The sequence below is a fragment of the Actinoalloteichus hymeniacidonis genome (assembly GCF_014203365.1).
GTDB classification, from domain to species: domain Bacteria; phylum Actinomycetota; class Actinomycetes; order Mycobacteriales; family Pseudonocardiaceae; genus Actinoalloteichus_A; species Actinoalloteichus_A hymeniacidonis.
Genome location: NZ_JACHIS010000001.1, coordinates 6006575 through 6031679, shown reverse-complemented (window position 1 = coordinate 6031679; position 25105 = coordinate 6006575). Strand labels below are relative to the sequence as shown.

General features: G+C 67.7%; 18 protein-coding genes and 1 tRNA gene. 15 read left to right on the top strand and 4 right to left on the bottom strand.

Features of this window, described 5'->3' with window-relative positions:
- Positions 1-3 precede the first annotated feature (3 nt).
- The 3 genes from BKA25_RS25790 to BKA25_RS25780 all read right to left on the bottom strand — a co-directional run bounded on the left by BKA25_RS25790 (position 4) and on the right by BKA25_RS25780 (position 4628).
- Positions 4-1320 carry an exo-beta-N-acetylmuramidase NamZ family protein gene (locus BKA25_RS25790; RefSeq protein WP_069845991.1) on the bottom strand — a complete coding sequence of 439 codons (1317 nt, stop codon included), beginning with the start codon at positions 1318-1320 and terminating at the stop codon, positions 4-6.
- Positions 1317-3167 (bottom strand): glycoside hydrolase family 3 protein, encoded by a 1851-nt coding sequence (locus BKA25_RS25785; RefSeq protein ID WP_084642390.1) that lies wholly within the window; start codon positions 3165-3167, stop codon positions 1317-1319. The genes BKA25_RS25790 and BKA25_RS25785 overlap by 4 nt, the downstream gene beginning before the upstream one ends.
- Positions 3168-3791: 624 nt before the next feature.
- Entirely contained in the window at positions 3792-4628 is an 837-nt protein-coding gene (locus BKA25_RS25780) for an HAD-IB family hydrolase (RefSeq protein ID WP_069845993.1), read from the bottom strand.
- Between the two features lie 624 nt (positions 4629-5252).
- Here BKA25_RS25780 and ssd point away from each other — a divergent pair.
- The 8 genes from ssd (at position 5253) to BKA25_RS25740 (ending at position 11656) form a co-directional block, all read left to right on the top strand.
- Positions 5253-6335, top strand: a complete 1083-nt coding sequence (gene ssd / locus BKA25_RS25775) for a septum site-determining protein Ssd (protein ID WP_069853160.1) — start codon at positions 5253-5255, stop codon at positions 6333-6335.
- Between the two features lie 149 nt (positions 6336-6484).
- On the top strand, positions 6485-7654 hold the full coding sequence (locus BKA25_RS25770) for a TadA family conjugal transfer-associated ATPase (RefSeq protein WP_069853161.1): 1170 nt from the start codon (positions 6485-6487) through the stop codon (positions 7652-7654).
- Positions 7648-8469 (top strand): type II secretion system F family protein, encoded by an 822-nt coding sequence (locus tag BKA25_RS25765; protein WP_069845995.1) that lies wholly within the window; start codon positions 7648-7650, stop codon positions 8467-8469. The genes BKA25_RS25770 and BKA25_RS25765 overlap by 7 nt, the downstream gene beginning before the upstream one ends.
- Positions 8463-9176, top strand: a complete 714-nt coding sequence (locus tag BKA25_RS25760) for a type II secretion system F family protein (protein ID WP_236750448.1) — start codon at positions 8463-8465, stop codon at positions 9174-9176. The genes BKA25_RS25765 and BKA25_RS25760 overlap by 7 nt, the downstream gene beginning before the upstream one ends.
- A 104-nt stretch (positions 9177-9280) precedes the next feature.
- Positions 9281-9601: a DUF4244 domain-containing protein gene (locus BKA25_RS28540; RefSeq protein WP_084642395.1), complete on the top strand. Its 321-nt coding sequence runs from the start codon at positions 9281-9283 to the stop codon at positions 9599-9601.
- A 71-nt stretch (positions 9602-9672) separates the two neighbouring features.
- On the top strand, positions 9673-10368 hold the full coding sequence (locus tag BKA25_RS25750) for a TadE family type IV pilus minor pilin (protein ID WP_184285105.1): 696 nt from the start codon (positions 9673-9675) through the stop codon (positions 10366-10368).
- Positions 10325-10705, top strand: a complete 381-nt coding sequence (locus tag BKA25_RS25745; protein WP_069845998.1) for an Rv3654c family TadE-like protein — start codon at positions 10325-10327, stop codon at positions 10703-10705. The genes BKA25_RS25750 and BKA25_RS25745 overlap by 44 nt, the downstream gene beginning before the upstream one ends.
- 309 nt (positions 10706-11014) lie before the next feature.
- Positions 11015-11656 carry a bifunctional DNA primase/polymerase gene (locus BKA25_RS25740; RefSeq protein ID WP_084642396.1) on the top strand — a complete coding sequence of 214 codons (642 nt, stop codon included), beginning with the start codon at positions 11015-11017 and terminating at the stop codon, positions 11654-11656.
- On the opposite strand, the gene BKA25_RS25735 is transcribed toward BKA25_RS25740, so the two are convergent.
- A complete protein-coding gene (locus BKA25_RS25735; protein ID WP_084642398.1) occupies positions 11626-14076 on the bottom strand; it encodes a DNA 3'-5' helicase SftH in 2451 nt (816 codons plus the stop codon). The genes BKA25_RS25740 and BKA25_RS25735 overlap by 31 nt on opposite strands.
- Before the next feature lie 282 nt (positions 14077-14358).
- Between BKA25_RS25735 and BKA25_RS25730 the strand changes: the two genes are divergently transcribed.
- From BKA25_RS25730 to BKA25_RS25700, 7 genes are all read left to right on the top strand, one after another.
- Positions 14359-16680: a sodium-translocating pyrophosphatase gene (locus BKA25_RS25730; protein ID WP_069846000.1), complete on the top strand. Its 2322-nt coding sequence runs from the start codon at positions 14359-14361 to the stop codon at positions 16678-16680.
- A 102-nt stretch (positions 16681-16782) separates the two neighbouring features.
- A complete protein-coding gene (locus BKA25_RS25725) occupies positions 16783-17442 on the top strand; it encodes a hypothetical protein (RefSeq protein ID WP_236750449.1) in 660 nt (219 codons plus the stop codon).
- 247 nt (positions 17443-17689) lie between these two features.
- Positions 17690-20512, top strand: a complete 2823-nt coding sequence (topA, locus tag BKA25_RS25720; protein WP_069846002.1) for a type I DNA topoisomerase — start codon at positions 17690-17692, stop codon at positions 20510-20512.
- 110 nt (positions 20513-20622) lie between these two features.
- A complete protein-coding gene (locus tag BKA25_RS25715) occupies positions 20623-21036 on the top strand; it encodes a hypothetical protein (RefSeq protein WP_157420885.1) in 414 nt (137 codons plus the stop codon).
- Positions 21037-21473: 437 nt separating this feature from the next.
- Positions 21474-23525, top strand: coding sequence for a bifunctional MFS transporter/dTMP kinase (locus tag BKA25_RS25710; RefSeq protein WP_311734511.1), 2052 nt, complete (start codon positions 21474-21476; stop codon positions 23523-23525).
- 157 nt (positions 23526-23682) lie between these two features.
- Positions 23683-24921 carry a DNA polymerase III subunit delta' gene (locus tag BKA25_RS25705; protein ID WP_236750451.1) on the top strand — a complete coding sequence of 413 codons (1239 nt, stop codon included), beginning with the start codon at positions 23683-23685 and terminating at the stop codon, positions 24919-24921.
- Between the two features lie 61 nt (positions 24922-24982).
- A tRNA-Thr gene (locus BKA25_RS25700) sits at positions 24983-25059 on the top strand.
- Positions 25060-25105 lie beyond the last annotated feature (46 nt).

Below are 25105 nucleotides of genomic sequence, written 5' to 3'. Positions count from 1 at the left end.
ACCTCATCGATACAGGAGGTAGGGCTCGCGGCGGACACGGAACGCCTCGAGTTCGGGAGTCCAGGAATCGTTGATCTCCTGCGGACTCGCGCCCGCGTCGAGCATGGTGCGGAGCCGATCCGACCCGGCAAGGAGATCGATGAAATGGTCGGGACGCCAACCCCATTGCTCCGGATACAGCTCACGGGCGGTGGCCAGCATCCATAGTCCGGTGCGCAGCGGTTCGAAATCCGCCGTGGAGGTCACGTGCAGTTGCACACCGCCGCAGTCCGCACCCTCGTGCTTGCCGAAGGACGGGACGAAGTACGTCTCCCGAAAACGCACGCCCGGCAGCGCCGCCTCGTTGAGACGTTCGGCCCAGCGCCAGTCCACGCCGGGAGCGCCGATCGTCTCGAACGGTCGGGTGGTGCCCCGGCCCTCCGAGAAGACCGTGCCTTCGAAGAGACAGGTACCGGGATAGACGTGTGCCGTGTCGGCGGTGGGGACGTTGGGGCTCGGCGGGACCCAGGGCAGGCCGGTAGCCCCGAAGAGCTGGCTGCGTTCCCAGCCCTGCGTCTGCACGATCTGCAGCTCGGCTACCCCACGACCCGCATCCTCGGGCAGGAACTCGGCGTCGAATAGCCGGGCCAGCTCACCGACCGTCATGCCGTGTTGGGCGACGATCGGCTTGCGACCCACCCCGGAGGAGAAGGCCGGATCGAGTTGCGGACCAGCCGAAGCGCCGCCGAGCGGATTGGGCCGATCCAGCACCAGGAATCCGATGTCCGCGATCGCGGCGGCGTGCATCGCCGTGTACATCGCCCAGATGTAGGTGTAGAAACGCGCACCCACATCGGCGATGTCGAAGACCACCAGGTCAACGCCAGCCTGTCGATACATCGCGGCGATCTCGTCGGCGGTGCTGCCGTAGATGTCGTACACCGGCACGCCGGTTCGCGGGTCGGTGTAATCACCCTCGGAACCGCCGGCCTGGGCGGTCCCCCGGAAACCGTGCTCCGGGCCGAACGCTGCGACCAGGTCCACTGAGCCGTCGGCTACCACCGCGTCGACCACGTGGGTCAACTCCGGCAGCACCCCGGTCGGATTCGTCAGGATGCCGACCCGATGCCCGGCCAGCTCCCGCCAGCCCGCCTCCGCGCTCACCTGCGCGCCGACCCGGACACCACCACCCTGTCGGCTCGACGTCTGCGGCCGAGGGACACTCGCCGTCGCCGAGGCCGGACCGACGGCGATGGCCGACCCCGCGAGCGCTGCCGCAGTCAGGAAGCCGCGTCTGGCCAGTGAAGTCGTTCCGATTGATCCGCGATCGCCTCGACTCATTCCGGAACCGACCAGGTCAAGCCGTGTCCGAACGGATAACGATCGGTGTCGGGGTTCTCGGGATCCGGCACGGTCACGGCCAATTCGCCGACGGGCGCGATCTCGCCGAGCACGACCTTGGTTAGCGACTCCATCGCCTGCCTGCCGATCGAATGCGTGGCCAACCAGGTGGTCGCCTCGTCGACGTAGGCGGCGTCATAGGGATCGCGGGTGGCGACCGCGACGAGCGGAACCTCGGACTCGGCCAGGCTGCGCACCAGATCGAGCTGGCCGGACTTGCTCTCGTTCCAGGCCGCATTGGTCAGCGCGATGGCCAGGTCGTGATCGGCGGCGCTGTCGACCGCCTCCTCGATCTCGGTCTCACTCGGCGAGGTCGTCGTCGGCAGCTGTTGGACCTCGACTCCGCGTTCGGCCAGTGAGCCCGCCAGAGCGGACAACGCGCTGGCATCGGGGCCGGTGACCAGCACCGATTCGGGGGTCTCCATCGGAAGGAGGTCCGAGTCGTTGCGCAGCGCGACCGTCGTGCGGTCGGTGATCGACTGTGCCGTCGCCAGATGCTCGTCGTTGCCGACCAACTCATCGACCCGGGCGACGTCCACAAGCGGGGTGCTGATGATTCCGCGATTCCACTTCAGCTTCAGGACCCGACGGACGCTCTCCTCGATGCGTTCCTCGGTGAGCTCACCGGAGTGCACGGCCTCGATGACCGCTTCGACGGCGACACCGAGATCCTGCGGCATCAACAGCTGGTCGACGCCCGCCTGCAGCGCGAGCACCGGGATGCGGGCGTCGTCGTGCTGTTCCCGGACGCCCTCCATCTGCAGCGAGTCGGTGCTGATGACGCCCTCGAAACCAAGCTCCCCTCGCAGCAGGCCGGTCAGGATGTCCGGCGAGAGCGTCGCGGGCATCCCCGAGTCGTCGAGCTCGGGGGTCAAGAGGTGGCCGGTCATCACGACGTCGGCGCCCGCCTCGATCGCGGCGGCGAACGGCGGGGCGTCGAGCTCGCGCCATTCCTCGAGGGTGTGGTCGATGGTCGGCAACGATTCGTGACTGTCCTGGTTCGTATCGCCATGCCCGGGAAAATGCTTGATGGCCGAGGAGACCGTCTGCTCCCGACCCGCCGAGTCCTGATAACCCTCTACCTGCGCCGTGACCAGTTGAGAGACCAGTGCCGGGTCCTGGGAGAAGGACCGAACACCGATCACCGGGTTGGCCGGGTCGACGTTCACATCGGCCACCGGGGCGTAGTCCTGATTGATGCCGACCGCCCGGAGTTCCTGACCGGTGATCGCGGCGGCCTCGCGCGCGTCGTCGGCACTGCGGCCTGCGCCCAGCGCCATATTGCCGGGGAACTGTGTGGCGGGTTCACCGAAGCGGGTGACAACGCCCTGTTCCTGGTCGGTGGAGATCACCAGCGGTATCTCGGCACCGGAGGAGAGCGCGGCCTCCTGAAGACCATTGGACAGCTCGGCGACTTGAACCGGGTTCTCGAAGCTGTCGGACCAGTTGAAATAGACCACGCCACCGAGGTGGTAACGCTGCACGACCTCTGCGGGCGTCTCGACACCGAACTCGGTGACGTTGTCGGGATGCGCGCCGTCGGCGGTCGGCCCGTGGGCGTAGGTGACGAAGATCTGGCCGACCTTCTCCTCCAGACTCATTCCGCCGAGCGTCTCGTCGATCCAGGCGTTCATCTGGTCTTCGTCCGATTGGGTGGCCGCGGGTTGCTCCTCCGGCTGATCTTCCTCGACGCCGGGTCTGGTGGGCCCGAGAGTGCTTGAGCCGATCACCACAGCGGTGGTGATCGCGGCGGCGGCGAGCAGATGAACTCTGCGAAGCTTCGGCATCACGGTCTCCCTCGGCAGTCCGGCCTGCCCATCCGAGTGGGGATGGGACCACCCGACGACTTACCGGAAGTCTCTGCAAAGTACCCACGAGTCACACGAAGGGTCAACGATCAGTACACGTATGTTGACCCAGAGTGCGAAATCTGCTGCGTTGTGTTGGCGGCGGTCGTTCGACGGCCCGGTGCCGAACATGGGCGAAGGCGCCCGCTTCTTGTGAAGAGGGCGCCCTCGGCCGATGCGAATATCCTGGTTACCAAGCGTGCAACAAATGTCGTACTTTCGGGGCTAGGCGTCCAGCGTCCTGGCGCAGTCCCTGGTCGACGAAAGCCTCCGCGGCGTGCTGAGCGTGGGTGTCCTGGTATTCGCATACGGAGCTTCTAACAGGGGGAACGCCGCTTCTCTTCCGCGTCGTCCCTGGCCGTATGAAGGTCCGCACCACCCTTTGTAGTCCGTGTCGCCGGTCACAGCAAGGTGCTCGATCGGGTGCACCGGTTCAGGCACCCTCCGCAATAAAGGTGCCGGTAAAAGGTGGTCTAATCACTCGAAAGGGCGCTGGCGTTCGATGCGGACGACTGGTGGGATTCCGCGCTTTGCGGTACCGCTCGGGTAGGCGGGCGAAGGTGACTAACGATTGCGCCGTTGCCGGAATCGGCGCCTGCCGTACCAGGCCACTCCTGCGGCGGCGACCGCGCTGAGCCCGACTGCCGCTGCCGCCGTGACGGTCGTGCTCGATGGAGTGGGGATCCGGCCGCGCAGTGACGTTGTGTGATCGAACGTCAGCATCGGCCAGCCGCGTTGCACGATCTCCTTGCGCAGCGCGCGGTCGGGATTCACGGCTGTCGGGTGGCCGACCGCCTCCAGGAAGGGCAGATCGTTGATCGAATCCGAATACGCGTGCGAGTCCTCCAGCCGGTAGCCGTTGCGCTCCGCGAGTGCGGTCAGCGCGGCGGCCTTCTGCTCGCCATGACAGTAGAAGTCCAGCTCACCGGTGTAGAGGCCGTCCGCGATGGCCATCCGGGTGCCCGCGAAGATCGAGACATCGAGCATCCTGGCGATCGGCTCGACGACCTCCTCGCCGGAGGCGGACACCAGCACGACCTCGTGTCCCTGATCTCGATGGTTGGCGATCAGCTGCGTCGCCTCCTTGTAGACCAGCGGATCGACGACATCGTGCAGCGTCTCCTCCACGATCGCGCGAACCTGGGCGGCGTCCCAGCCCGCACACAGCGAGGTGATGTGCGCCCGCATCCGATCCAGCTGGTCCTCGTCCGCGCCCGCCAGCATCAGGAACTGGGCATAGGTGGACTTCAGCACCGCCCGCCTGTTGATCAGCCCCTGCTGGAAGAACGGTCTGCTGAAGGCGAGGGTGTTCGACTTCGCGATCACCGTTTTGTCCAGGTCGAAGAAGGCTGCGACCCGTGTTGGAGCATCACGCCGATCGACCGTGTTCTGAGCCGTCACATCGTCAGCATAAGCGGCCTCCGGGGGGCACTCGGGCTCCGCCGGAGCGCGGTGGACGCCACCCGGCGCCCTTGCTCGACGCTCTGCTTCGAGGCGGTTTCGGTGAGCTGAGGGAAGCCGCGATGAGTTCGTGATGGAGTCACACGAAAGTGGCCGTGAGAAGTACAGTAATAGCTGTCCGGCCAAGCCGGACGGGTTCAGCTCAACCCCCCGGAGCTGAACTTCGCGCGGCCCCCGCCCCTCCCCCCGGCGGGGGCCGCCCCATTTCCGGGGTGGGCGATTCCCTCGATTCGTAGCGGCAGCCGTCGGACGGTGCCTGCGGTTACCGGGCGCCTGCGTCCTCGTAACCGAGCTTCGGTTCATCCCAATGAGTTCCCTCTGTAGCGGTCCTCCGGTCTTAAATCGGCGACCGCGCCGCGCGCTTCGCGGTCGCGCGAAATCGGGTTGACCTGTGTTGACCTGGTGTTTCTTCGTTGGGATCTCTGGTTTGTCCACAACGCCCTCGGCTGTCCACATGTGGATCTTGATGCTTAGCGATTCGCGCCGAAGCCGGTCACCGTGGTTCTCACCGGCGTCGCCGATCCGTTGCGGCGCCGAGAAGCCGACGAGACCGGGGTTCGAGAGATGAGTACGGAACGAGTGCTGATGTTGGCGCACGACGCCGAGTTGGTGGACGAGCTGTTGCGAATGGCCGCTGCAGCGGAATGCGAAGTCGAACGACCGGCCGACGTCGTGGCCGCCCGAGCCTCATGGCGGAGCGCCACGCTGATCGTGTTGGACGCAGTCGAGCTCCACAATGTCGCCGTTGCCGGGCTATCGCGTCGCGCCGGTGTGCTGGTCGTCTGCACGAGCCCGCCCGGCGAGGACGTGTGGCGAGCTGCAGTCGCACTCGGCGTCGACGCGGTCCTGCTCCTGCCCCGCGACGAAGACCGGCTCGTCGAGGCTCTCGCCGATGCCGCCGAGCGACCAGAGGGCCGAGGCATGGTCTTGGCCGTGCTTGGCGCCAGGGGCGGTGCGGGGGCGTCCGTCTTCGCGGCCGCTCTGGCGAAGGTGTCGGCGGAGCGAGCCGAACGAGTCCTGCTGATCGATGGCGATCCGCTCGGCGGTGGTCTCGACCTGGTGCTCGGCGCCGAGGAACGGTCGGGGCTGCGCTGGTCGGGTCTCGGCGCGGTCGGCGGACGCCTGGCCGCCGCGACACTACGAGCCGCATTGCCCGGTCAAGACGTCGGCAACGGCACCGTGACGATCCTTTCCTGCGACCGTGATCGGCGCAGCGAGCCCACCTCGGAAGCGGTCCACACGGTTGTCACGACCGCTCATCGGGCGGGCGACACCGTGGTCTGCGACCTGCCACGGTCCTTGCCCGACCACGCGGTGGCCACCCTGTCCAAGGTGGACCTGCTCGTCATGGTGATACCGGCCGAGGTGCGGGCCTGCGCGGCGGGCGCCGCACTCCTGGCCAGACTCCGGATTCACGATCCGCCGCTGCAACTGGTCGTCCGAGGGCCCGCGCCGGGCGGCCTCACCACCGCTGATGTCCATCGCGCGCTCGGCGTACCGATCGCCGCCGCGATGCGACCGGAACCGGGGTTGTCGGCAGCCCTCGAACACGGCGGTCTCCGGGTCCGATCGGATGGGCCACTGGCCAAGGCCGCGGCCGCCGTACTCGACCTCGCTCGACGAAACGACCTGAGGAGTTCGTCATGACGGCGCCCGCCGTGGCCGTGCCGACTCGGCAGCCATCACGCGGCGACCTCGAAGCGCACTCCGGATCGCTGCGCCACTTCGGCACCGACGATCGTGCGTCTACCGGTGCTCAATACACGGCGCCATCCGGAACGGATCAGCCGAACCGGATCGATACCGAGCTTGTCGATCGGGTTCGTCGACGGCTCGCCGAGCTGGACACCGTCATCACTCCCACGATCGTGGCGGAGGCGGTGCGCAGCGAGGCGAGCGGGATGCTCGGCGACACCGAGGTCCTCTACGCGTTGCGGCTGCTTCGGGACGAACTGGTTGGCGCGGGACCGTTGGAAGGGCTGCTGAGACAACCCGACGTGACCGACGTCCTGGTGACGGGACCAACGGAGGTATGGGTCGATCGCGGCGCGGGACTGAGCCGGTCGTCGATCCGGTTCGCCGACGAGGCTGCGCTGCGGCGCTTGGCGCACCGGCTCGCCGTAGCCGCCGGTCGTCGACTCGATGACGCCCAGCCCTTCGTCGATGCCTGGTTGCCGACGAACCTGGGAATCGGCGACGTCCGGCTGCACGCCGTCATCCCGCCGGTCGCGGCCTGCGGCACCTGCCTGTCCCTGCGAGTCCTCCGGCCCGCCGTGCACGACTTGGCCACGCTCGGCGCGATGGGCACCTTCGCAGCCGAGGTGGAGGGACTGCTGCGGGCGGTGATCGCAGCGCGGCTCGCGTTCCTGGTGGTGGGTGGCACCGGCTCCGGGAAGAGCACCCTGCTGGCCGCGTTGTTGGGTGCGGTCCCCGATGCCGAACGCATCGTTTGTGTCGAGGATGCGGGCGAACTACGACCACTCCACCCGCATTTCGTCTCCCTGCTGGCGCGGCCACCGAATGTTGAGGGCGCGGGCGCCGTCACCTTGCGCGACCTCGTCCGGCAGGCATTGCGGATGCGTCCCGATCGCCTGGTCGTCGGCGAGGTCCGTGGGTCCGAGATCTGCGACCTTCTCGCGGCATTCAACACCGGCCACGATGGCGGCGCGGGGACGCTTCACGCCAACTCGCCCGCCGAGGTACCCGCCCGGATGGAGGCATTGGCCGCGTTGGGTGGGCTCGACCGCACGGCACTACACAGCCAACTCTCGGCTGCGGTACAGGTCGTGCTGCACATGGCGCGCGGACCCGCAGGCTCCAGACGGCTCGAATCCATCGGATTGCTCGAGCGCGACGGTGAACACGTCCGGGTGGTCGATGCGTGGCGCCGCGACGGCGAGGCCGCTCCCGGTCGCGCCGCGCTGTACCGGCTCCTGCACACGAGAGGAGTTCAGCCGCCATGGTGAGCCTGTTCCTGTTCTCTTGGGGCGCGGCCCTGCTGATGTGGCCGAGTAGCCCCGCGCGTTGGCGACTGCGGTCGATCTGGCCGGTGGCGGCGCCCCGCAGCTCGCTCCGAAGGCTGCCGGGTCCGAGTTTGCTGGTCGCAGCCTCCCTCGGCGCCGGTACGGGCTGGTTGCTCGCCTCGCTGGCGGGAGCGCTGACGGGAGCGGTCGTGGCTATGACCTGCTGGAGTCGGGTCCTGGCACGCAGGCGTTGGCGACGCGGCGTCGACGAGATCCAGAGCTGGGCGGACGCACTGGGGATGATGAGCGCTCAACTGCGGGCGGGCGCATCGCCGTCCTCGGCCGCCACCAGCACGGCTCGTGACGCCGAACCGTCGGTGGCGACGGTGTTGAACTCGGTGGCGAGCACGTCCCGCTTGGGCGGAGATGTGCCTGCCAGGTTAAGGAGTGCGGCAGCCGAACAACCCGCGTCTGCCAAGGCCATCGCCCGGCTCAGCCGAGGATGGACGGCGGCCGAGCAACACGGGATGCCGTTGGCCGAGGTTCTGGATGCGCTCCGAAGGGACCTCGAGTTTCGGGCGAAGTTCGCCAAGGGCCTGCACGCCAGAATGGCGGGTCCTCGGGCAACCGGACTCGTGCTGTCGGTCCTGCCGTTGCTGGGCATCGCACTGGGTGCGGGTGTGGGCGCGGCACCACTTCAGACCCTGCTCGATGGTGGCCTCGGTGGCGTCCTCCTCCTAGTGGGCATCGGACTCGACTGCCTGGGACTGTGGTGGATCGGACGGATCACCGAGGCAGGTGGCTCCGCGCCATGGTGATCGCGTCTTTGCTGCTCGCTGCGGCATTGCTCGTCGCTCCGGGCACCGCCGGGATCCGAAGCAGGCTTGCCTGCCTGTCTCGCGATCCGCAGCCACCACCAGTTCGTGGCGAATGGCGATTGTCTGCGCTGGCGGCCTTCCTGGTCGGCGGTGCCGTGGCGGTGTCGATCAGTCTGCCTGCGGGGCTGGCGGCCGGTGTGTCGAGTTCGGCGGCGATGTGGTGGTTCGGAAAGCGCACCGACCTCGACTCGACGCGTGCTACACCGGAACCCGCGGATCTCGCTGCGGGCTGGGACGTGCTGGCCGCCGCCCTGCGCGCAGGCGCGACGGTTCCGGCCGCACTCCGGATCGCTGCCGAGGAACTGACCGGTCCGACACAGGGCGTCCTACGTCGCGTGGCCGACCTACTCGGCGCAGGCGAGGACGCGGACACGGCCTGGCAGGCAGCGATCGATCACCCACCCACCAGGCAACTGGCACGGGCGGTTCGGCATAGCGCGCAATCGGGCAGCGCGCTGGTCGGGGTGGCCACGCAGCTCGCCGAGTCCGCGCGCACCGGGGCCGCCGACGCATTGGAAGCGCGAACGCAACGCGCGGGGGTCTTGGTCACCGGTCCATTGGGCCTGTGTTTCCTGCCGGCTTTCCTCTGCCTAGGCGTTCTTCCCACGGTTGTGGGCTTGGGCACCGAGTTGCTCGAAACATGGTGACAGATCACGAATCCCGTCGCCGAGAACGAAGCCAACCCGTCTCTCGAGCACATGCTGAGTTGAATGGAGATAACGCGATGTCCGTTCGAGGATTCTCGGCGGCAATGTCCGAGGTTTTCGCCTCGGCCCGCAGACTGACGTCGCGGAAATCGGAACCACTGCCTTCCTGGCATGCCTCGCATTGGATCGGCGAGCCCGGTCCGTCGGCAGGTGGTCGACATCGAGAACGAGCACAGCTGAAACCCGCAGTACGACGACTCCGGCTGTTGGTCGACTCCGATGCGGGAATGAGTACAGCCGAATATGCGATCGGTACCGTTGCTGCGGCCGCACTCGGTGCGCTGCTCTACACCGTGTTGACGGGCGACGGCGTGCTGTCCGCACTGACCGAGATGATTCAACGTGCCCTGACGGTGGATTTCTGATGGTCGGTCTCCACACCTTGCGTTCCGCAGCGTACAGATCGGCCCTGATCGATGCCGACGATCAGGGTGGTGTGACCATCGAGGCTGCCTTCGCGATCTGTTCGCTCCTGGCCGTGTTGATGCTCGGCCTGGGTTCGGGGCTGGCGGTCACCACGCAGATCCGCTGTCTGGACGCCGCAACCGAGGCGGCTCGGCTGTACGCCCGGGGCGCCGACGATTCGGCCGCCGAGGCGGTGCGGCGTATCGCTGGGACGGGGGCCGACATGGACCTGTCGGTCGCCGGTGCCGAATTAACCGTGACGGTGGCCGTACCACTGTCCATGCTGCCCGGTATCCGGTTGAGCAGCACCGCCTGGGCGATGGCCGAGCCAGGGCTCGCGGATGCGGGTCCGGCCGACGCCGCCGGACCGTCCCCCGATTCCCACGAGGGCGGCCCGAGTGACGAGCCATTCGATGCCGGAAAACCGGTCAACGCTGAGAACAACGGCGGCGGAGCGGGTGCAGACGAGGGCAGCGGAGCCGCCGAGGACAGCGGAGCGGGCGGGGGCACTGGAGCGAGCGGGGCCGACGGAACAGACAGCGGCAATGGAGCAGTCGAGGACACCGGAGCCGACGCTCGCAACGGCAACGGTGTGACGGCCTCGGATCGCACGACGAACCCCACCGGCGCGGCCGCACTGAACAGCGAGACGACGGCCGGCCCGGCCGAAGAGGTGAATGCCGATGACCCCGATACCACCGGAGCGGGTCGAGGAGACCGAGGATGAGGACGATCGCGGGGTCGCCACTCCACTGGCCATCACCATGTTGGCGGCGATGTTCGCGACGATCCTCTTCGGTGTTCAGCTCGGCGCGACGGTCCTCACCCGGCATCGGGCCGAGGGCGCCGCCGATCTGGCCGCCCTCGCGGCGGCGGGGCATTGGGCTGCCGGTGAAACAGCCGCCTGTGCTCGCGCTCGGCGGATCACCGATCGGATGGCCGTCCAACTGACGCAGTGCCGAACGACGGGCGTCGATGCCGTCATCGAGGTGCGTTGTGATGTGACCGGGCCGTTGCCGTACACCGGTATCGTCACGGCAAGCGCACGCGCGGGTTGGCGATGACATTCGTCGACGCCCCGAACATCAGGCGTCGAGACGGACGTCATCGAATGAGTAGCGCAACGTAGGTGGCCGGGCCGTCGAACGCGATGAATGGTCGTCGGTCAGCGATAAGCGGTTCGTTCGTCCGCCTTACCTCGGCAGCGATCCTTTTCGGGATAAGCGGGCCCATTCGGGGCGCCTGATCGCCGTAATGCGTTCGCCGTGTACTGCATACCAGTCACCGACGAGCCATTCTGTTGAGCACATCTTGTGTCGTTGAGTAGTGGGCAGGGCATGGTGCGGACAACAACACCACGGAAGGTGCGAGAGATGGACTGGTCGGCTAGTTGGCGAGATGCCTTTCGGATCGAGCTGCGTGCGGAGGCGATCGGGCTGGCAGGGCGGGCTTGGCCGGTCTTCCCCGGCACGTACCTGGACGACTCCCTGCCTGCAGGCAACCAGTGGGTCGGCCGCACCGGCCACGCCGAGCACGGACCGGTTCCGGTGCGCGAGGACTGGCGTGCGCAGCTTCCCGCGACGCTGACCGACAACATGTCCTGGTGGGCTGCCAGGCCCTACAGCCTGCTGCTCGCCACCGGCCTCGGCATCGACGTGATCGAGGTCGACGCAGAACTCGGCCGGGCGGTGGCCGGGGCGCTTCGTCGGACGGGCAGGCTGGTGCCGACTCTGGCGACCCCCGACGGCCGCTGGTTGTTCCTCGTCGAGTCCGGCGCACCGATGCACAGCGAACTCGCGGAGCGCGAGGGCATCCTCCTGCACGCAGCGGACAGCTGGGTTCCGTTGGCGCCGTCGCCGCTGACCCACGGCGTCGTCCACTGGCGAGTGAAGCCCGAGACGTGTGACTGGAACCTGCTGCCCTCCGACGAGGTGCAGGCGATCGTCGCCGAGGTCGCCCTCGGGCTCGACCCCGTACTCGAGGATCAGGACGGCTTGGTCGGCGCCGACCGCTGAGCCACGGGGTTCGGTCTGCTCACCAGCGGATCGACGATCTGCTCGGTGATCGAGTGTTCGACGATCGCACCTTCCGCGATAGCTGCTCTATCCGACCCGCCCATGACCGAGAGCACCGCATCGAGAACCAAGAGAGAGCCGGCCTTGTCCAGCGGTTCGTTGCCGTTTCCACACTTGGGCGACTGAACGCAGGACGGGCAACCGGCCGGGCACGCACAGGCTGAGATCGCCTCCCGCGTGGCGGCCAGCCATGGGATCAGCGCGGCGAACCCGCGATCGGCGAACCCGGCTCCACCCGGGTGTCCGTCGTACACGAGCACCGTTGCTTCACCGGTGTGTTCGTGGAAGGCGGTCGATACGCCGCCGATGTCCCAGCGGTCGCAAGTGGCGAACAACGGCAGGAGGCCGATCGCCGCGTGCTCGGCTGCGTGCAACGCGCCGGGAGTGCGCGCCTGATCCAGTCGGGCGCCCCCCGGCGCGTTGCCGTGCAAGAGGTCATCGCGGATCGAGTACCAGACGGCCCGGGTACGTAGCCGGTGCTCGGGTAGGTCCAGCGCAACCTGGTCCAACACCTGGCCGCTGGGGCTTCGTCGGAGGTAACCGACCACCTGCGAGACAACATCGACCTCGCCGAGACAGGCGGTCACCCCGCCCGGATACGCGTGGCGATCCAGTTCTCGCACCACCGTGATGTCGACCGTCTCGCGTGCGGAGGTCGTCCAATCCGGATCCTCGGCGTGTACCAGGGCGACGCCGTCGGCGAGGTTGAGTTCGTCCACCACGAACGACTCGCCTTGGTGCAGGTAGACCGCACCGGGATGCACGGTGTGACAGGCCGCGATCGGGTCAACGGTGCCCAGCAGTCGGGCGGTGTCACCCTCGACCACCACCACCTGCTCGCCGCCCGCCCCTCGGATGTCCACCTCATGGTGCGGCCGACGCCGGTCCGTCCAATACCAGCCGGTACGTCGGCGTCGGAGCAGCCCATCGGACACCAGACCTGCCACGATCTCTGGGCCGCTGGCGCCCACCAGCTCGGTGGGGCAGTCGTCGGTCAGCGGCAGTTCGGCCGCCGCACAGGCGAGTTGTGGCCGAGCGACATACGGATTCGCCGGGTCGACGACCGCCGCCTCCACCGGCCTGCTCAGCAGCGCTGCTGGATGGTGGACGAGGTAGGTGTCCATCGGATCGTCCCTGGCGACGTAGACGACCAGCGCGCCGTTGCCCTGCCTGCCCGCACGGCCCGCCTGCTGCCAGAACGAGGCCAGCGTTCCCGGATAGCCCGCGATCACCACCGCATCGAGTCCGCTGATGTCGATGCCCAGTTCGAGCGCGTTGGTGGTGGCGACTCCCAGGAGTTCGCCAGCGGACAACGATCGTTCCAGCTCGCGGCGGTCCTCGGCCAGATATCCGGCCCGATAGGCGGCGATTCGTCCTGCGGCGGTCGGGTCCACCTCGGCGACGATTCGCCGGGCCTGCAACGCGGTGGTCTCGGCTCCGCGTCTGGACCGGACGAACGCGAGCGTCCGGGCACCCTGCAGAACCAGGTCGGCCAGTATCCCGGCGGCCTCGGTTCCCGCCGAGCGGCGGATGGGAGCCCCGTGCTCGCCGGTGATCTCGGTGAGCAGCGGCGGTTCCCATAGTGCGACGGTCCGCCCGCCGCGCGGAGACCCGTCCGTCGTCACCGCGACGCAGTCCGTGCCGGTGAGCCGGGCGGCGAAGAGCTCCGGTTCGGCCACGGTGGCCGAGGCCAGGATAAACACCGGGTCGGCGCCGTAGTGACGGGCCACCCGCCGCAACCGCCGGAGCAGTAGCGAGACGTGTGAGCCGAACAGGCCGCGATACGCGTGGCACTCGTCCACCACGATGTAGCGGAGTCGCCGGAACATCCGCGCCCAGCGTTCATGCTGCGGAAGGACCCCTCGGTGCAGCATGTCGGGGTTGGTGAACAACCAGCGTGCATGCGCCCGTGCCCAGTCCCGTTCGACCTGTGCGGTGTCGCCGTCGTAGCGGGCGGCGGCGATCTCATCGAAGCCCAGCGCCCGTACCGCGCGAAGTTGGTCGGAGCCGAGGGCCTTGGTCGGCGCGAGGTAGAGCGCGGTCGCCTTGGTGTCCTCGAGCAGTCGGGACACCACGGGCAACTGATAGGCCAGGGATTTCCCGGACGCCGTTCCGGTGGCTACCACGACGTTGTCGCCTGCCCACGCGGCTTCGGCCGCAGCATGTTGATGGATCCACGGCCGGGGGACACCACTGCGGCCCAGCGCGTCGGTGAGGGCGGGCGGAACCCAACTCGGCCAGCTGGCCGTGTGTTCGGGGCGATCCGGCAGTTCCGCGATATGGGTCAGCGGCAAATCCTGACTCGGGATCCCCTCGGTAACCCGATCCAGTAAGGCGCGGCCGCGATCACCCTCCGTCATATAGCAACCCTCGCACAGTGCTGAGAGCAACCGATTTCGGGCTGACCGGAGCTTGATCGATCTCGTGATCGTATCCGAAGTGAGCTGCACGCCACACCGTGAGTTCGGACACGCTGCCCGGGAATAGACTGCCCGCCTTCCCGTGCGTAGTCAGTCGAATCGCGCTTGTGACCGGATCTCGGGACCGAGCACTGTCAGTGGGTGGCCGACCACCGCACGGGAGGGACGTGGTCGTCCCCGTGGCGGCTCGGAACAACAGCAGCAAACCAACCAGGAGGACGGATGTCCCGGCTCAACCTCGCCCAGGTCAACTGGGCGCAGGGCCTCGAGCTCTCCGGGGGGGACTACGGCGTGGTCGCCGTGGTCGCCGTGGTCGCTCTGGCTGCCCTGCTCGTCGGATATGTCCTACTACGGGAGGTGCTGGCCGCAGGCCAGGGCAGCCCGAAGATGCAGGACATCGCCCGAGCAGTGCAAGAGGGCGCGTCGGCCTACCTCAACCGGCAGTTCCGCACGCTCGGTGTCTTCGTCGTTATCGTGTTCGTGCTTCTCTTCGCACTCCCTGCCGAGGATGCGGGGGAACGGATCGGTCGATCCCTGTTCTTCCTCGTCGGCGCGGCATTCTCCGCCGGAATCGGCTATCTCGGCATGTGGCTGTCCACCAGGGCGAACGTCCGAGTGGCTGCCGCTGCGGGACAGCCGGGCGGCCGGGAGATCGCCACCAGAATCGCCTTCCGCACCGGTGGCGTGGTGGGCATGGCCACCATCGGTCTGGGTCTCTTCGGTGCGGCGCTGGTCGTCATGGTCTACGCGGGGCAGGCACCGAAGGTATTGGAGGGTTTCGGCTTCGGTGCGGCTTTGCTCGCCATGTTCATGCGAGTCGGCGGCGGGATCTTCACCAAGGCGGCCGATGTGGGCGCCGACCTGGTGGGCAAGGTCGAACAGAACATTCCAGAGGATGACCCGCGCAACGCGGCGACCATCGCCGACAACGTGGGCGACAACGTCGGCGACTGCGCAGGCATGGCGGCCGACCTGTTCGAGTCCTACGCCGTGATGCTCGTGGCGTCGCTGATTCTGGGTAGCGCGGCCTTCGGCGTCTCGGGTCTGCTCTTCCCGCTGATCGTTCCGGCGATCGGGGTGGTCACCGCGATCATCGGCGTCTACATCACCAGCGCCAAGCAAGGTGAGAACGGACTCCGCGCGATCAACAGGGCATTCTACATTTCTGCGGGGATCTCCGCCGTGCTCTGCACCATCGCGGCGTTCGTCTACCTGCCCGGCACCTTCGCGGAGTTGGGCGGCGGCCAGTCCGGCGTCGAGGGCAGCCCGGCGGTCATCGCCGCCGTCGCCGTCATCATCGGCATCGTCCTGGCGGGCGTGATCCTCTGGCTCACCGGCTACTTCACCGGCACCGAGCACCGACCGGTCAAGGACGTCGGCAAGAGTTCGCTCACCGGCGCGGCGACGGTGATCCTGTCGGGTATCTCGGTCGGTTTCGAGTCGGCGGTGTACACGGCGCTGGTCATCGGTGGTGCCGTCTACGGCGCGTTCTTGCTGTCGGGCTCGATCGCGGTCTCGCTGTTCGCGGTGGCGTTGGCGGGCTGCGGTCTGCTTACCACGGTCGGCGTCATCGTCGCGATGGACACGTTCGGGCCGGTCAGCGACAACGCGCAGGGCATCGCCGAGATGTCGGGCGAATTGGAGCCCGAGGGCGCTCGGATCCTGACCGACCTCGACGCGGTCGGCAACACCACGAAGGCGATCACCAAGGGCATCGCGATCGCGACAGCCGTCTTGGCGGCGACCGCCTTGTTCGGGTCCTACACCGACGCCATCGCCAACACGATGCGGTCGTTGGGCGAGGCCGTCGATATGAACCAGTTCCTCGTATACGGACCCGGCACATTGGTCGGTTTGATCGTGGGCGCCGCCGTGGTGTTCATGTTCTCCGGCCTTGCCGTCAACGCCGTGTCGAGGGCGGCGGGTGCGGTCGTCTACGAGGTGCGCAAGCAGTTCAGGAGCGACCCGGGGATCATGGCGGGCACCACGCGACCCCAGTACGGGCGTGTGGTCGACATCTGCACCAAGGATTCGCTGCGCGAGCTGGCCACCCCCGGCTTGTTGGCGATCCTGGCCCCCATCGCCGTCGGTTTCGGACTGGGCGTCGGACCGCTGGCGGGCTACCTGGCCGGTGCGATCGGCGCCGGTACGTTGATGGCCGTCTTCCTCGCGAACGCGGGCGGTTCCTGGGACAACGCCAAGAAACTCGTCGAGGACGGGCATCACGGCGGCAAGGGTTCCGGCGCCCATGAGGCGACCGTCATCGGTGACACGGTCGGTGATCCCTTCAAGGACACCGCAGGTCCGGCCATCAACCCGCTGTTGAAGGTGATGAACCTGGTCGCGGTGCTCATCGCGCCCGCGATCGTGACCTTCTCGGTCGGTCCGGACGCCTCTCCGGTCATTCGCGCGTCCATCGCGGTGGTCGCCACCGGAATCATCGTCGTCGCCGTGGTGCTGTCCAAGCGCCGCTCGACCATGATCGGCGACGAGGAGGAGAGCGAGCCGCAGCAGGCGGTTCCCACCAGCGGCGTCGCGTCCTGACGGGAAGACAACCTGATCGACGCCCACGCCTGGACGGCCCGCTTCGAGTTCGCTCGGGGCGGGCCGCCTTCGTTGCCTGCGGTACGGATGTGAACACCTAACGTGACCAACCGGGTGCTGCGGGTTCTCAATCTCGAACGGCTGTTCTACCCTGTCGGCGTGGCGCAGGCCCAGTTGTCCTTCTTCTCTTCGGAAGCTCGGCCGCCCCGGGTCGACGACCTCGGTGGTCTCTTGTGCGCGCAAGGTCAAGCCGTCGGCTTCGGCCACGGCACGGCGGCGCGGATCTCGGTGATCACCGAGGATGCGTGGCGGGTGCGGGAGTTGCGCAACCTCTGTCTGGCCCGAGGCGTCGATGTGGAACTGGCCAGGTCCGACGAGGGCTATCCGCTGTTGCGCACGGCTTTCCGAACCGACCTCGCCGCCTTGGCCGCCCGCTGGTTGCGGGGTGCGATGAAATCGGTGCCCGCGGGTCTGGAGCTACACGGCCCGGCCTTGCGGATCTGGGCGGCGGCGGCAGGCCGGATGGACGGCAGCGGGTTCCTGCTCGGCCTCGATCCACGGGCGCCGGACACACACGGTCCCATCGCCGAGGCGCTCGCCCGCAGCGGACTGCCCGCAGCGGCGCTCGGTGCGCGGGCAGGCGGTCCGGCACTGCGCGTCACCGGAAGGCGGCGGATAGCACGGCTGGCCGAGCTCGTCGGCGCCGCACCCACCGGAGTGGGCGATGCGGATGAGGTGCTGCGTTGCTGGCCGTCCCCATGAGAAGGTGAATCACTCCGCGTGTGCGACTACCTTCGGTGGCGGGGGTGAGGAGTCACCGACAGTAGCGCTGGAACATGCTGTACCTCACGCCCGTTGAACATCCGAAGCAGTGCCGAACCGGTACCGGTACGTCACCCTGGGCAGCGGTGAGAGTGCTTGTCGGTGCACACTGGCGAGTCCGAGGCTTGAGAACGAGCACGGTAGGCGGGTCGCACGGATCGGCCGTCTGGGGAGAGAGCGGGAGAGCGTGGCAGGGTCGACACAGGCGAGGAAGGGTGGCGCCGACGGCTCCGGGGGTCGTCGGCTGGTGATCGTCGAGTCGCCTGCGAAGGCGCGCAAGATCTCCTCCTATCTCGGTGGCGGTTTCGTCGTCGAATCCTCGCGAGGTCACATCCGCGACCTGCCGCGTGGCGCTGCCGATGTCCCCACGAAGTACAAGGGGCAGTCATGGGCGCGGCTCGGCGTCGACGTCGACAACGACTTCGAACCGCTCTACATCGTCACGCCGGACAAGAAGTCCACGGTCAGTGAACTCAAGGACGCTCTGAAGGACGTCGACGAGCTCTATCTCGCGACGGATGGCGACCGCGAGGGCGAGGCGATCGCCTGGCACCTCTTGCAGGCGTTGAAGCCGAAGGTCCCGGTCCGGCGAATGGTCTTCCACGAGATCACCGAGTCCGCCATCCGGGCGGCGGCGGAGAATCCCCGCGATCTCGACCAGTACCTGGTCGACGCGCAGGAGACCCGCCGCATCCTCGACCGCCTCTACGGCTACGAGGTCAGCCCGGTGCTGTGGAAGAAGGTGATGCCGAAACTGTCCGCGGGCCGGGTGCAGTCGGTGGCCACCAGGGTCGTGGTGGAGCGGGAGCGGGAACGACTCCGGTTCGTCTCGGCCTCGTACTGGGATGTCGCGGCGATCCTGGACGGCGGCGAGTCGGTCACGCCGCGCACCTTCGCGTCGCGGCTGGTCGCCGTCGATGGCGAACGGGTCGCCACCGGTCGTGACTTCGGTCCCGATGGAGTGGTGCGCTCCCAGGACATCCGAGTGCTCGATGAGACGGCCGCCCGCGCGTTGGCCTCCGGGCTGGCCGATGCCCCGTTGCGGGTCGCGGCGGTCGACGAGAAGCCTTACACCCGCAAGCCCTATGCCCCGTTCATGACCTCCACGTTGCAGCAGGAGGCGGGCCGCAAGCTGCGGTTCTCGGCAGAGCGGACGATGCGCACGGCGCAGCGCCTCTACGAGAACGGCTACATCACCTATATGCGTACCGACTCCACCACCCTGTCGGATACGGCGATCTCGGCGGCGATCTCGCAGGCCACCGAGTTGTATGGCGCGCAGTACGTGTCGCCGAAGCCCCGGCAGTACACCCGGAAGGTCAAGAACGCCCAGGAGGCGCACGAGGCCATCCGCCCGGCGGGCGAGGTCTTCCGGACGCCCGGCGCGGTGGCCTCGGAGCTGGAGACGGACGAGTTCCGGCTGTACGAGTTGATCTGGCAGCGCACCATCGCCTCGCAGATGGCCGATGCCAAGGGCACCACCATGAGCGTGCGGATCGTGGGTTCCGCAGCCACTGGCGAGGAGTGCACCTTCGCCTCCTCTGGCCGCACGATCACCTTCGCGGGCTTCCTCAAGGCCTATGTCGAATCGGTTGACTCCGAGGCGGGCGGCGAGGCCGACGACGCGGAGCGCAGGTTGCCGGTCCTGACCGTCGACCAGCGGGTGACCGCTGGCGAGCTGACGCCGGAGGGACACAGCACCAACCCGCCGCCGAGGTACACCGAGGCCAGCCTGGTCAAGACGCTCGAAGAGCTCGGTATCGGCAGGCCGTCCACCTACGCGTCGATCATCAGCACGGTGCAGGACCGGGGCTACGTGTGGAAGAAGGGCTCGGCGCTGGTGCCGTCCTGGGTCGCCTTCGCCGTCGTCACGCTGTTGGAGCGGCATTTCGGCAGGCTGGTCGACTACGACTTCACCGCAGCCCTGGAAGACGAGCTCGACGGCATCGCGGCGGGACGACAGGACCGCACCAGCTGGCTGTCCGGCTTCTACTTCGGCGGCGACATCGGCCCGGAGGACTCGATCGGCCGAGCCGGCGGGCTGAAGAAACTGGTGGGCTCCAGCGTCGAGCAGATTGACGCGCGCGAGGTCAACTCAATCCCGATGTTCGCCGATCTCGAAGGCCGGACCGTGGTCGTCCGGGTCGGGCGCTATGGCCCGTACCTGGAGCGCACCACCGCGACCGACGGCGAGAACGTCGAGCAGCAGCGGGCGAACCTGCCGGATGCGCTGCCGCCCGACGAGTTGACGCAGGAACTCGCCGAGAAGCTGTTCGCCACCCCGATGGAGGGCCGGTCGCTGGGCACCGATCCCACCAGCGGCCACGAGATCGTCGCCAAGGACGGCCGATACGGGCCTTATGTGACCGAGCTGCTGCCCGAGGACGCCAAGGGCAAGCCCCGGACCGGGTCACTGCTCAAGACGATGTCACTGGAGACGGTGTCGTTGGCGGAGGCGCTCAAGCTGCTCTCGCTGCCGAGGCTGGTGGGCAAGGACCCCGAGTCCGGTGATGAGATCACCGCGCAGAACGGGCGATACGGCCCGTATCTGAAGCGGGGGACCGACTCCCGGTCGTTGGAGACCGAGGAGCAACTGTTCACGGTCACCTTGGACGAGGCCCTGAAGATCTACGCACAGCCGAAGAAGCGGGGTCGGTCGGCCACCGCTGCTCCGCCGCTGCGGGAGCTGGGCAACGATCCGGCGAGCGAGAAGCCGATGGTGATCAAGGACGGTCGCTTCGGCCCGTACGTGACCGATGGAGAGACCAACGCCTCGCTTCGCAAGGGTGACTCGGTGGAGACCGTGACCGACGAGCGCGCGAGTGAACTGCTGGCCGAGCGGCGAGCGAAGGTCGGTACGACGAAGAAGCCGAAGCGCAAGGCCCCGGCGAAGACGGCGAGCAAGTCCACCGCCACGAAGTCGACTGCGGCCAAGCCCGCTGCGACCAAGTCCACGAAGAAGCCCACGACGAAGGCGCCGACGAAGGGTTCGACGAGGAACTCCGGGTGAGCTCCGGCCGGGTCACACCGGCCGGAGCTGCGTTGATCGTCTTCTCCGGCGAGTCCGCGTAGCGTGGTGGCGTAGCGCCAGTGCGGCAGCCGAGCCAGGAGCCGATTGCGATGAGTTTCGACGCCCTGTCCGGTGTGGACGGCACTCAATCCCTTCCGTCGCCGAGGTGGTACCCGGATGCCCTCTGTCCTGGACATGCCACCGTTGCCGAAGACCGCCCGAAGCGGACTGCCGTCCTGGTGCCTGTGGTTCCGGCTGTCGCCTTCGTGCCCGAACCCATCTCGGCGCCGACCGCTGCCGTGGCGGTCCCCAAGCGGGCGGGCCCGCCTGCCGTGCGGCAGCGGCCCATCCCTCGGCATCGACACATCGAGGCTCGGATGAGCCAGTCGAACGAGCAGTTCCTCAGCCGGATGTCGCAGCTGATGCCGGAGCAGGCTCGCGAACCGATCGGTTGGCTTCTACTCTGCCTGCTCGCGATGGTGATCATCATTGGCGTGGTGATGTTGATGCTGTTCGGGGGTTGAGATCACTCCGACGAATGCGCCGGTAGCGCAATTTTCGATCAGCGAACGAACGACTGTTCTCGGGCGTAAGACAATTTCTTCCCGATGTCTTGGAACAGACGTCGAACCGACGACAGGGCAAACTCTGCTTACCCTCCGCGTCGGTGATCGGGGCTGCCCTCGGGATGCATATCAGACTTCTGTGAGGTACGGCGGGTTCTCGGGGAATTCGCGGGCGCCGACGGATACTGTGTGTCAGGTTGCTCGCACGTCCGTGGCGCGGCGACCCAAATGAGAGCGAACGATTAGCAAGATCAACTAATCCGGCTAGGCTTGCCGCGTTCTATGGCGCAGATGCGGAAAACTTGGAGGTGGTCAGGATCAGCGGGAACTCGACGGAGGCCTCGGCCGACGGCGTACCGCAGTCCTCGATTGCCGGTGCATCCACAGTTCGTCGGGTGCGCGGTGTGCTCGCGATTCCTGCTTTCCGCAGACTGTGGATAGTCTCGGCGATCTGCAGCATGGGCGACTGGCTCGCCCTGTTGGCGCAGACCGCCCTGGCGACTCACCTCACCGAGAGCTATACGGCCCAGAGCTTCGCCTTCGGCGGTGTGGTGGCGATGAAGCTGCTGCCCGCGATGTTGCTGGCTCCGCTGGCCGGTGCGCTCGCGGACCGGTTCGACCGTCGCAAGGTGATGGTCACCTGCGATGTCCTGCGCGCGGCCATCATGCTGTCCATCCCGATCGTCGGCGAGTTGTGGTGGCTGTTCGTCGCGATCTTCCTGATCGAGCTCTGCTCGCTGTTCTGGATTCCCGCCAAGGAGTCCTCGATCCCGAACCTGCTGCGCCGTTCGGATCAGGTCGAGACCGCGAACCAGCTGAGCCTGGCGATGACCTACGGCGTCTCGGTGATCACCGCGACCGGCGTCTTCACCCTGCTCTCCTCGGTGGGCACGCTGTTCAACCTCTCGTTGGACCCGACCACCACCGTCTACACGGCCCTGTTCATCAACGGCTTGGCCTTCCTCACCTCTGCTCTCGTCGTCGCCACCCGGATCCCCGAGATCTCCGGCAGGCCCGGCCGCAAGCCGGAGCCCGCACCCGAGCCCGAGGTCACGCGCGCGGAGCCGGGCAGCGTCGCGGCACAACCCGCGTCGAAGCCCGGCCTGTTCCGGATGCTGCGAGACGGCATTCAGTTCATCGGCACCACGCCACTGATCCGAGGTCTGGTGATCGGCATCGTCGGCGCGATGGCCGCGGCGGGTGCCGTGGTCGGGACGTCGAAGCTCTATTCGCAGAGCCTCTCGGCGGGCGATGCCGGTTACGGGATGCTGTTCAGCGCGGTGTTCATCGGATTGGCCCTGGGGATGGCCGTCTCGCCGAAGCTGGCGCAACGGGTTCCGCACAATCGGTTGTTCGGCAGCGCCATCGTCTGTGCCGGGCTGGCCCTGATCCCGGTGGCCATCGCGCCGCACCTCGGCATCGCGCTCGCGGTGATCCCACTCGTCGGAGCGTCGGCGGGCGTTGCCTTCCTCACCGGCTTGACCATCGTCGGAACTCAGGTCGAGGACGAGATCCGCGGCCGGACGGTGGCCGTCGTCCAATCGCTGTTGCGCATCGTCATGTTCGCCTCGTTGACCTTCGTCCCGGTGCTGATCGGCATCGTCGGACAGCGGACCTTCGAGTTCTTCGGGACCGAGGTCCAGGTCGATGCGACTCGGCCGATCCTGTTCGGCGCCAGCCTCGTCGCGGTTCTGCTCGGCGTACTGGCCTATCGGCAGATGGACGATCGACTGGATCAACCGATCATGGCCGATCTGCGTGCGGCCTTCCGCAGCGGCGGTCGACACAGCGGCGGCGGACTGTTGATCACCATCGAGGCCGATGCGGCGATCGACACCGCAACACAGACTCGACACCTCACCCACTGGCTCCGGTCGTTCGACAACAACGTGGTCCTGGCCAACGACCCGGCCCTGGACGAGGGTCGCCTCGGCCGGATGCTCGGTTCGGTGGAGCTCACCGGTTCGCGCGCCCATGCCCTGGTCGCGGCCGCTGTTCGCAGCGATGTCGTCGAGCAGGTGATCCGTCCCGCACTGGACTCCGGTGCGGTGGTGGTGATGGAACGCTATGTGGACAGCCCGCTCGCGCACTTCGGCGCGTCCGGCGGGCTCGAGCAACGCGACCTCGAGGGCCTGGCGGATTGGGCCACCGGCAAGTTGCGGGCGGATCTCACGGTGTTGCTCGATCGCGACCCGGCGCAGCTCGGCACGAGCAGCCCCACCGAACAGTTGGGTGCGGATCACCAGTGGCGGGTGAAGAACCTGCTCGCCGAGATGGCCGCCGCCAACCCGGAGCGGTATGTGGTCGTCGAGGCCGATGGATCGGAAGAGGAGATTGCGGCTCGGGTTCGGGAGGCATTGCTGCCGCTGCTGCGGGCCAAGCGCCGCATCGGCCGGGTCCCCGAATACGACGTGGCGAATGTGACCACCGGTCCGATCGTCGACTGAGGCGGACACTCCGGCGGCCTCGGACCACCATCCGAGGCGCAGCGCACGTCGTTGTCGGGCCGCCCCGGATAATGGGCTGGTCGGGGCCGGTTCGAGGCGGGCCCGCCGTAGGCTCGGCGAGTAGGGTCGCGGACGTTTACGCAGCGGAGGACGGGGTGTGTCGGTGCTGACCGAGGATGAGATCGCGAACGCACCCGATTCCGGGGTGTGGGCCGAGCTGATCGGGCAGCCCGAGGTCGCGATCGAACTGGTCTCGGCAGCCAGGGCGGCTGCGGACCAGGTGGCCGGGCGTGAGACGCAACCCGGCGCCATGACCCACGCCTGGCTTTTCAGCGGCCCGCCCGGTTCGGGTTGCGCAACGGTGGCCCGGGCCTTCGCGGCGGCCCTGCAATGCATCGGTGGGGGAGACCCGCCCGGTTGTGGGGAATGCGCGGGCTGCCGAACAGTTGCGGCCGGAACCCATGCCGATCTTCGCTTGGTGGCCCCCGAGGGCCTGTCGATCTCGGTCGCGGAGATGCGCGGTCTGGTGCAGACCGCTGCCCGCCGGCCGACCGGCGGCCGCTGGCAGGTGGTCGTGGTCGCCGATGCGGATCGGTTGACCGAGGGCGCTGCCAACGCGTTGCTCAAGGCGGTGGAAGAGCCTGCGGCCCGCACGGTGTTCCTGTTGTGTGCGCCGTCGGATCACCCGGAAGACGTGTCGGTGACCATTCGTTCCCGGTGCCGCAGCGTGCATCTTCGAACGCCACCGCCTGCCGCAGTGGAGCGAATGCTGCGCCATCACGACGGCGTCGATGCGCAGACCGCAGCCTGGGCGGCCTCGGTCGGCGGTGGCCATCTCGACCGGGCTCGCCGCCTGGCCACCGACTCCGATGCACGCGCCCGCCGCGAATCGGTGCTGTCGATCCCGCTCGGCCTGCGACAGGCCTCTGATGTCTTCCGCTGTGCGGACGAGCTGGTGAAGGCGGCGGAGTCCGAGGCAGGCGCCGCCAACGAGGCCCGTAACGAGAACGAGAAGGAAGAACTGCGGACCGCGATGGGCGGCGGCGGTACCGGCAAGGGAACGGCAGCGGCAGGCCGTGGCGCCAATGCCGCGATCCGCGAGTTGGAGAAGCGTCAGAAGTCCCGGGCCACCCGGATGCAGCGCGATTCCCTCGATCAGGCACTCATCGACCTGGCAGGCTTCTATCGGGATGTGCTCGTCGCCGCTAGCGGTGCGACGACCACACTGAACCATCCGGACCGCGCCGCAGACATCCGACAGGCCGCCGCATCCTGGACGCCGGAGTCGACTCTGCGCAGACTGGAATCGGTGCTGGCCTGCCGCACCGCACTGACGCGCAACGTGAAGCCGAGGATCGCCGTCGAGGCCATGGTCACCACGCTCCGACTCGGTTGATCCGCATGGACGAGGCCCGTGACAGCCGGGTGCTCGCGGCCAGCTACACTGTCAGTGCTTCGCCGCCTTAGCTCAGTCGGCCAGAGCAACGCACTCGTAATGCGTAGGTCAAGGGTTCGATTCCCTTAGGCGGCTCCAGCAGTGACCAGGCCCTTCCCGGTATTCGGGAAGGGCCTGTGTCGTG

Excerpts from the sequence above, each read along its gene's own strand:
- BKA25_RS25790 (WP_069845991.1), bottom strand. The coding sequence starts at position 1,320 with ATGAGTCGAGGCGATCGCGGATCAATCGGAACGACTTCACTGGCCAGA.
- BKA25_RS25785 (WP_084642390.1), bottom strand. The coding sequence starts at position 3,167 with ATGCCGAAGCTTCGCAGAGTTCATCTGCTCGCCGCCGCCGCGATCACC.
- ssd (WP_069853160.1), top strand. The coding sequence starts at position 5,253 with ATGAGTACGGAACGAGTGCTGATGTTGGCGCACGACGCCGAGTTGGTG.
- BKA25_RS25765 (WP_069845995.1), top strand. The coding sequence starts at position 7,648 with ATGGTGAGCCTGTTCCTGTTCTCTTGGGGCGCGGCCCTGCTGATGTGG.
- BKA25_RS25760 (WP_236750448.1), top strand. The coding sequence starts at position 8,463 with ATGGTGATCGCGTCTTTGCTGCTCGCTGCGGCATTGCTCGTCGCTCCG.
- BKA25_RS28540 (WP_084642395.1), top strand. The coding sequence starts at position 9,281 with ATGTCCGAGGTTTTCGCCTCGGCCCGCAGACTGACGTCGCGGAAATCG.
- BKA25_RS25745 (WP_069845998.1), top strand. The coding sequence starts at position 10,325 with ATGACCCCGATACCACCGGAGCGGGTCGAGGAGACCGAGGATGAGGAC.
- BKA25_RS25740 (WP_084642396.1), top strand. The coding sequence starts at position 11,015 with ATGGACTGGTCGGCTAGTTGGCGAGATGCCTTTCGGATCGAGCTGCGT.
- BKA25_RS25735 (WP_084642398.1), bottom strand. The coding sequence starts at position 14,076 with ATGACGGAGGGTGATCGCGGCCGCGCCTTACTGGATCGGGTTACCGAG.
- BKA25_RS25730 (WP_069846000.1), top strand. The coding sequence starts at position 14,359 with ATGTCCCGGCTCAACCTCGCCCAGGTCAACTGGGCGCAGGGCCTCGAG.
- BKA25_RS25715 (WP_157420885.1), top strand. The coding sequence starts at position 20,623 with ATGAGTTTCGACGCCCTGTCCGGTGTGGACGGCACTCAATCCCTTCCG.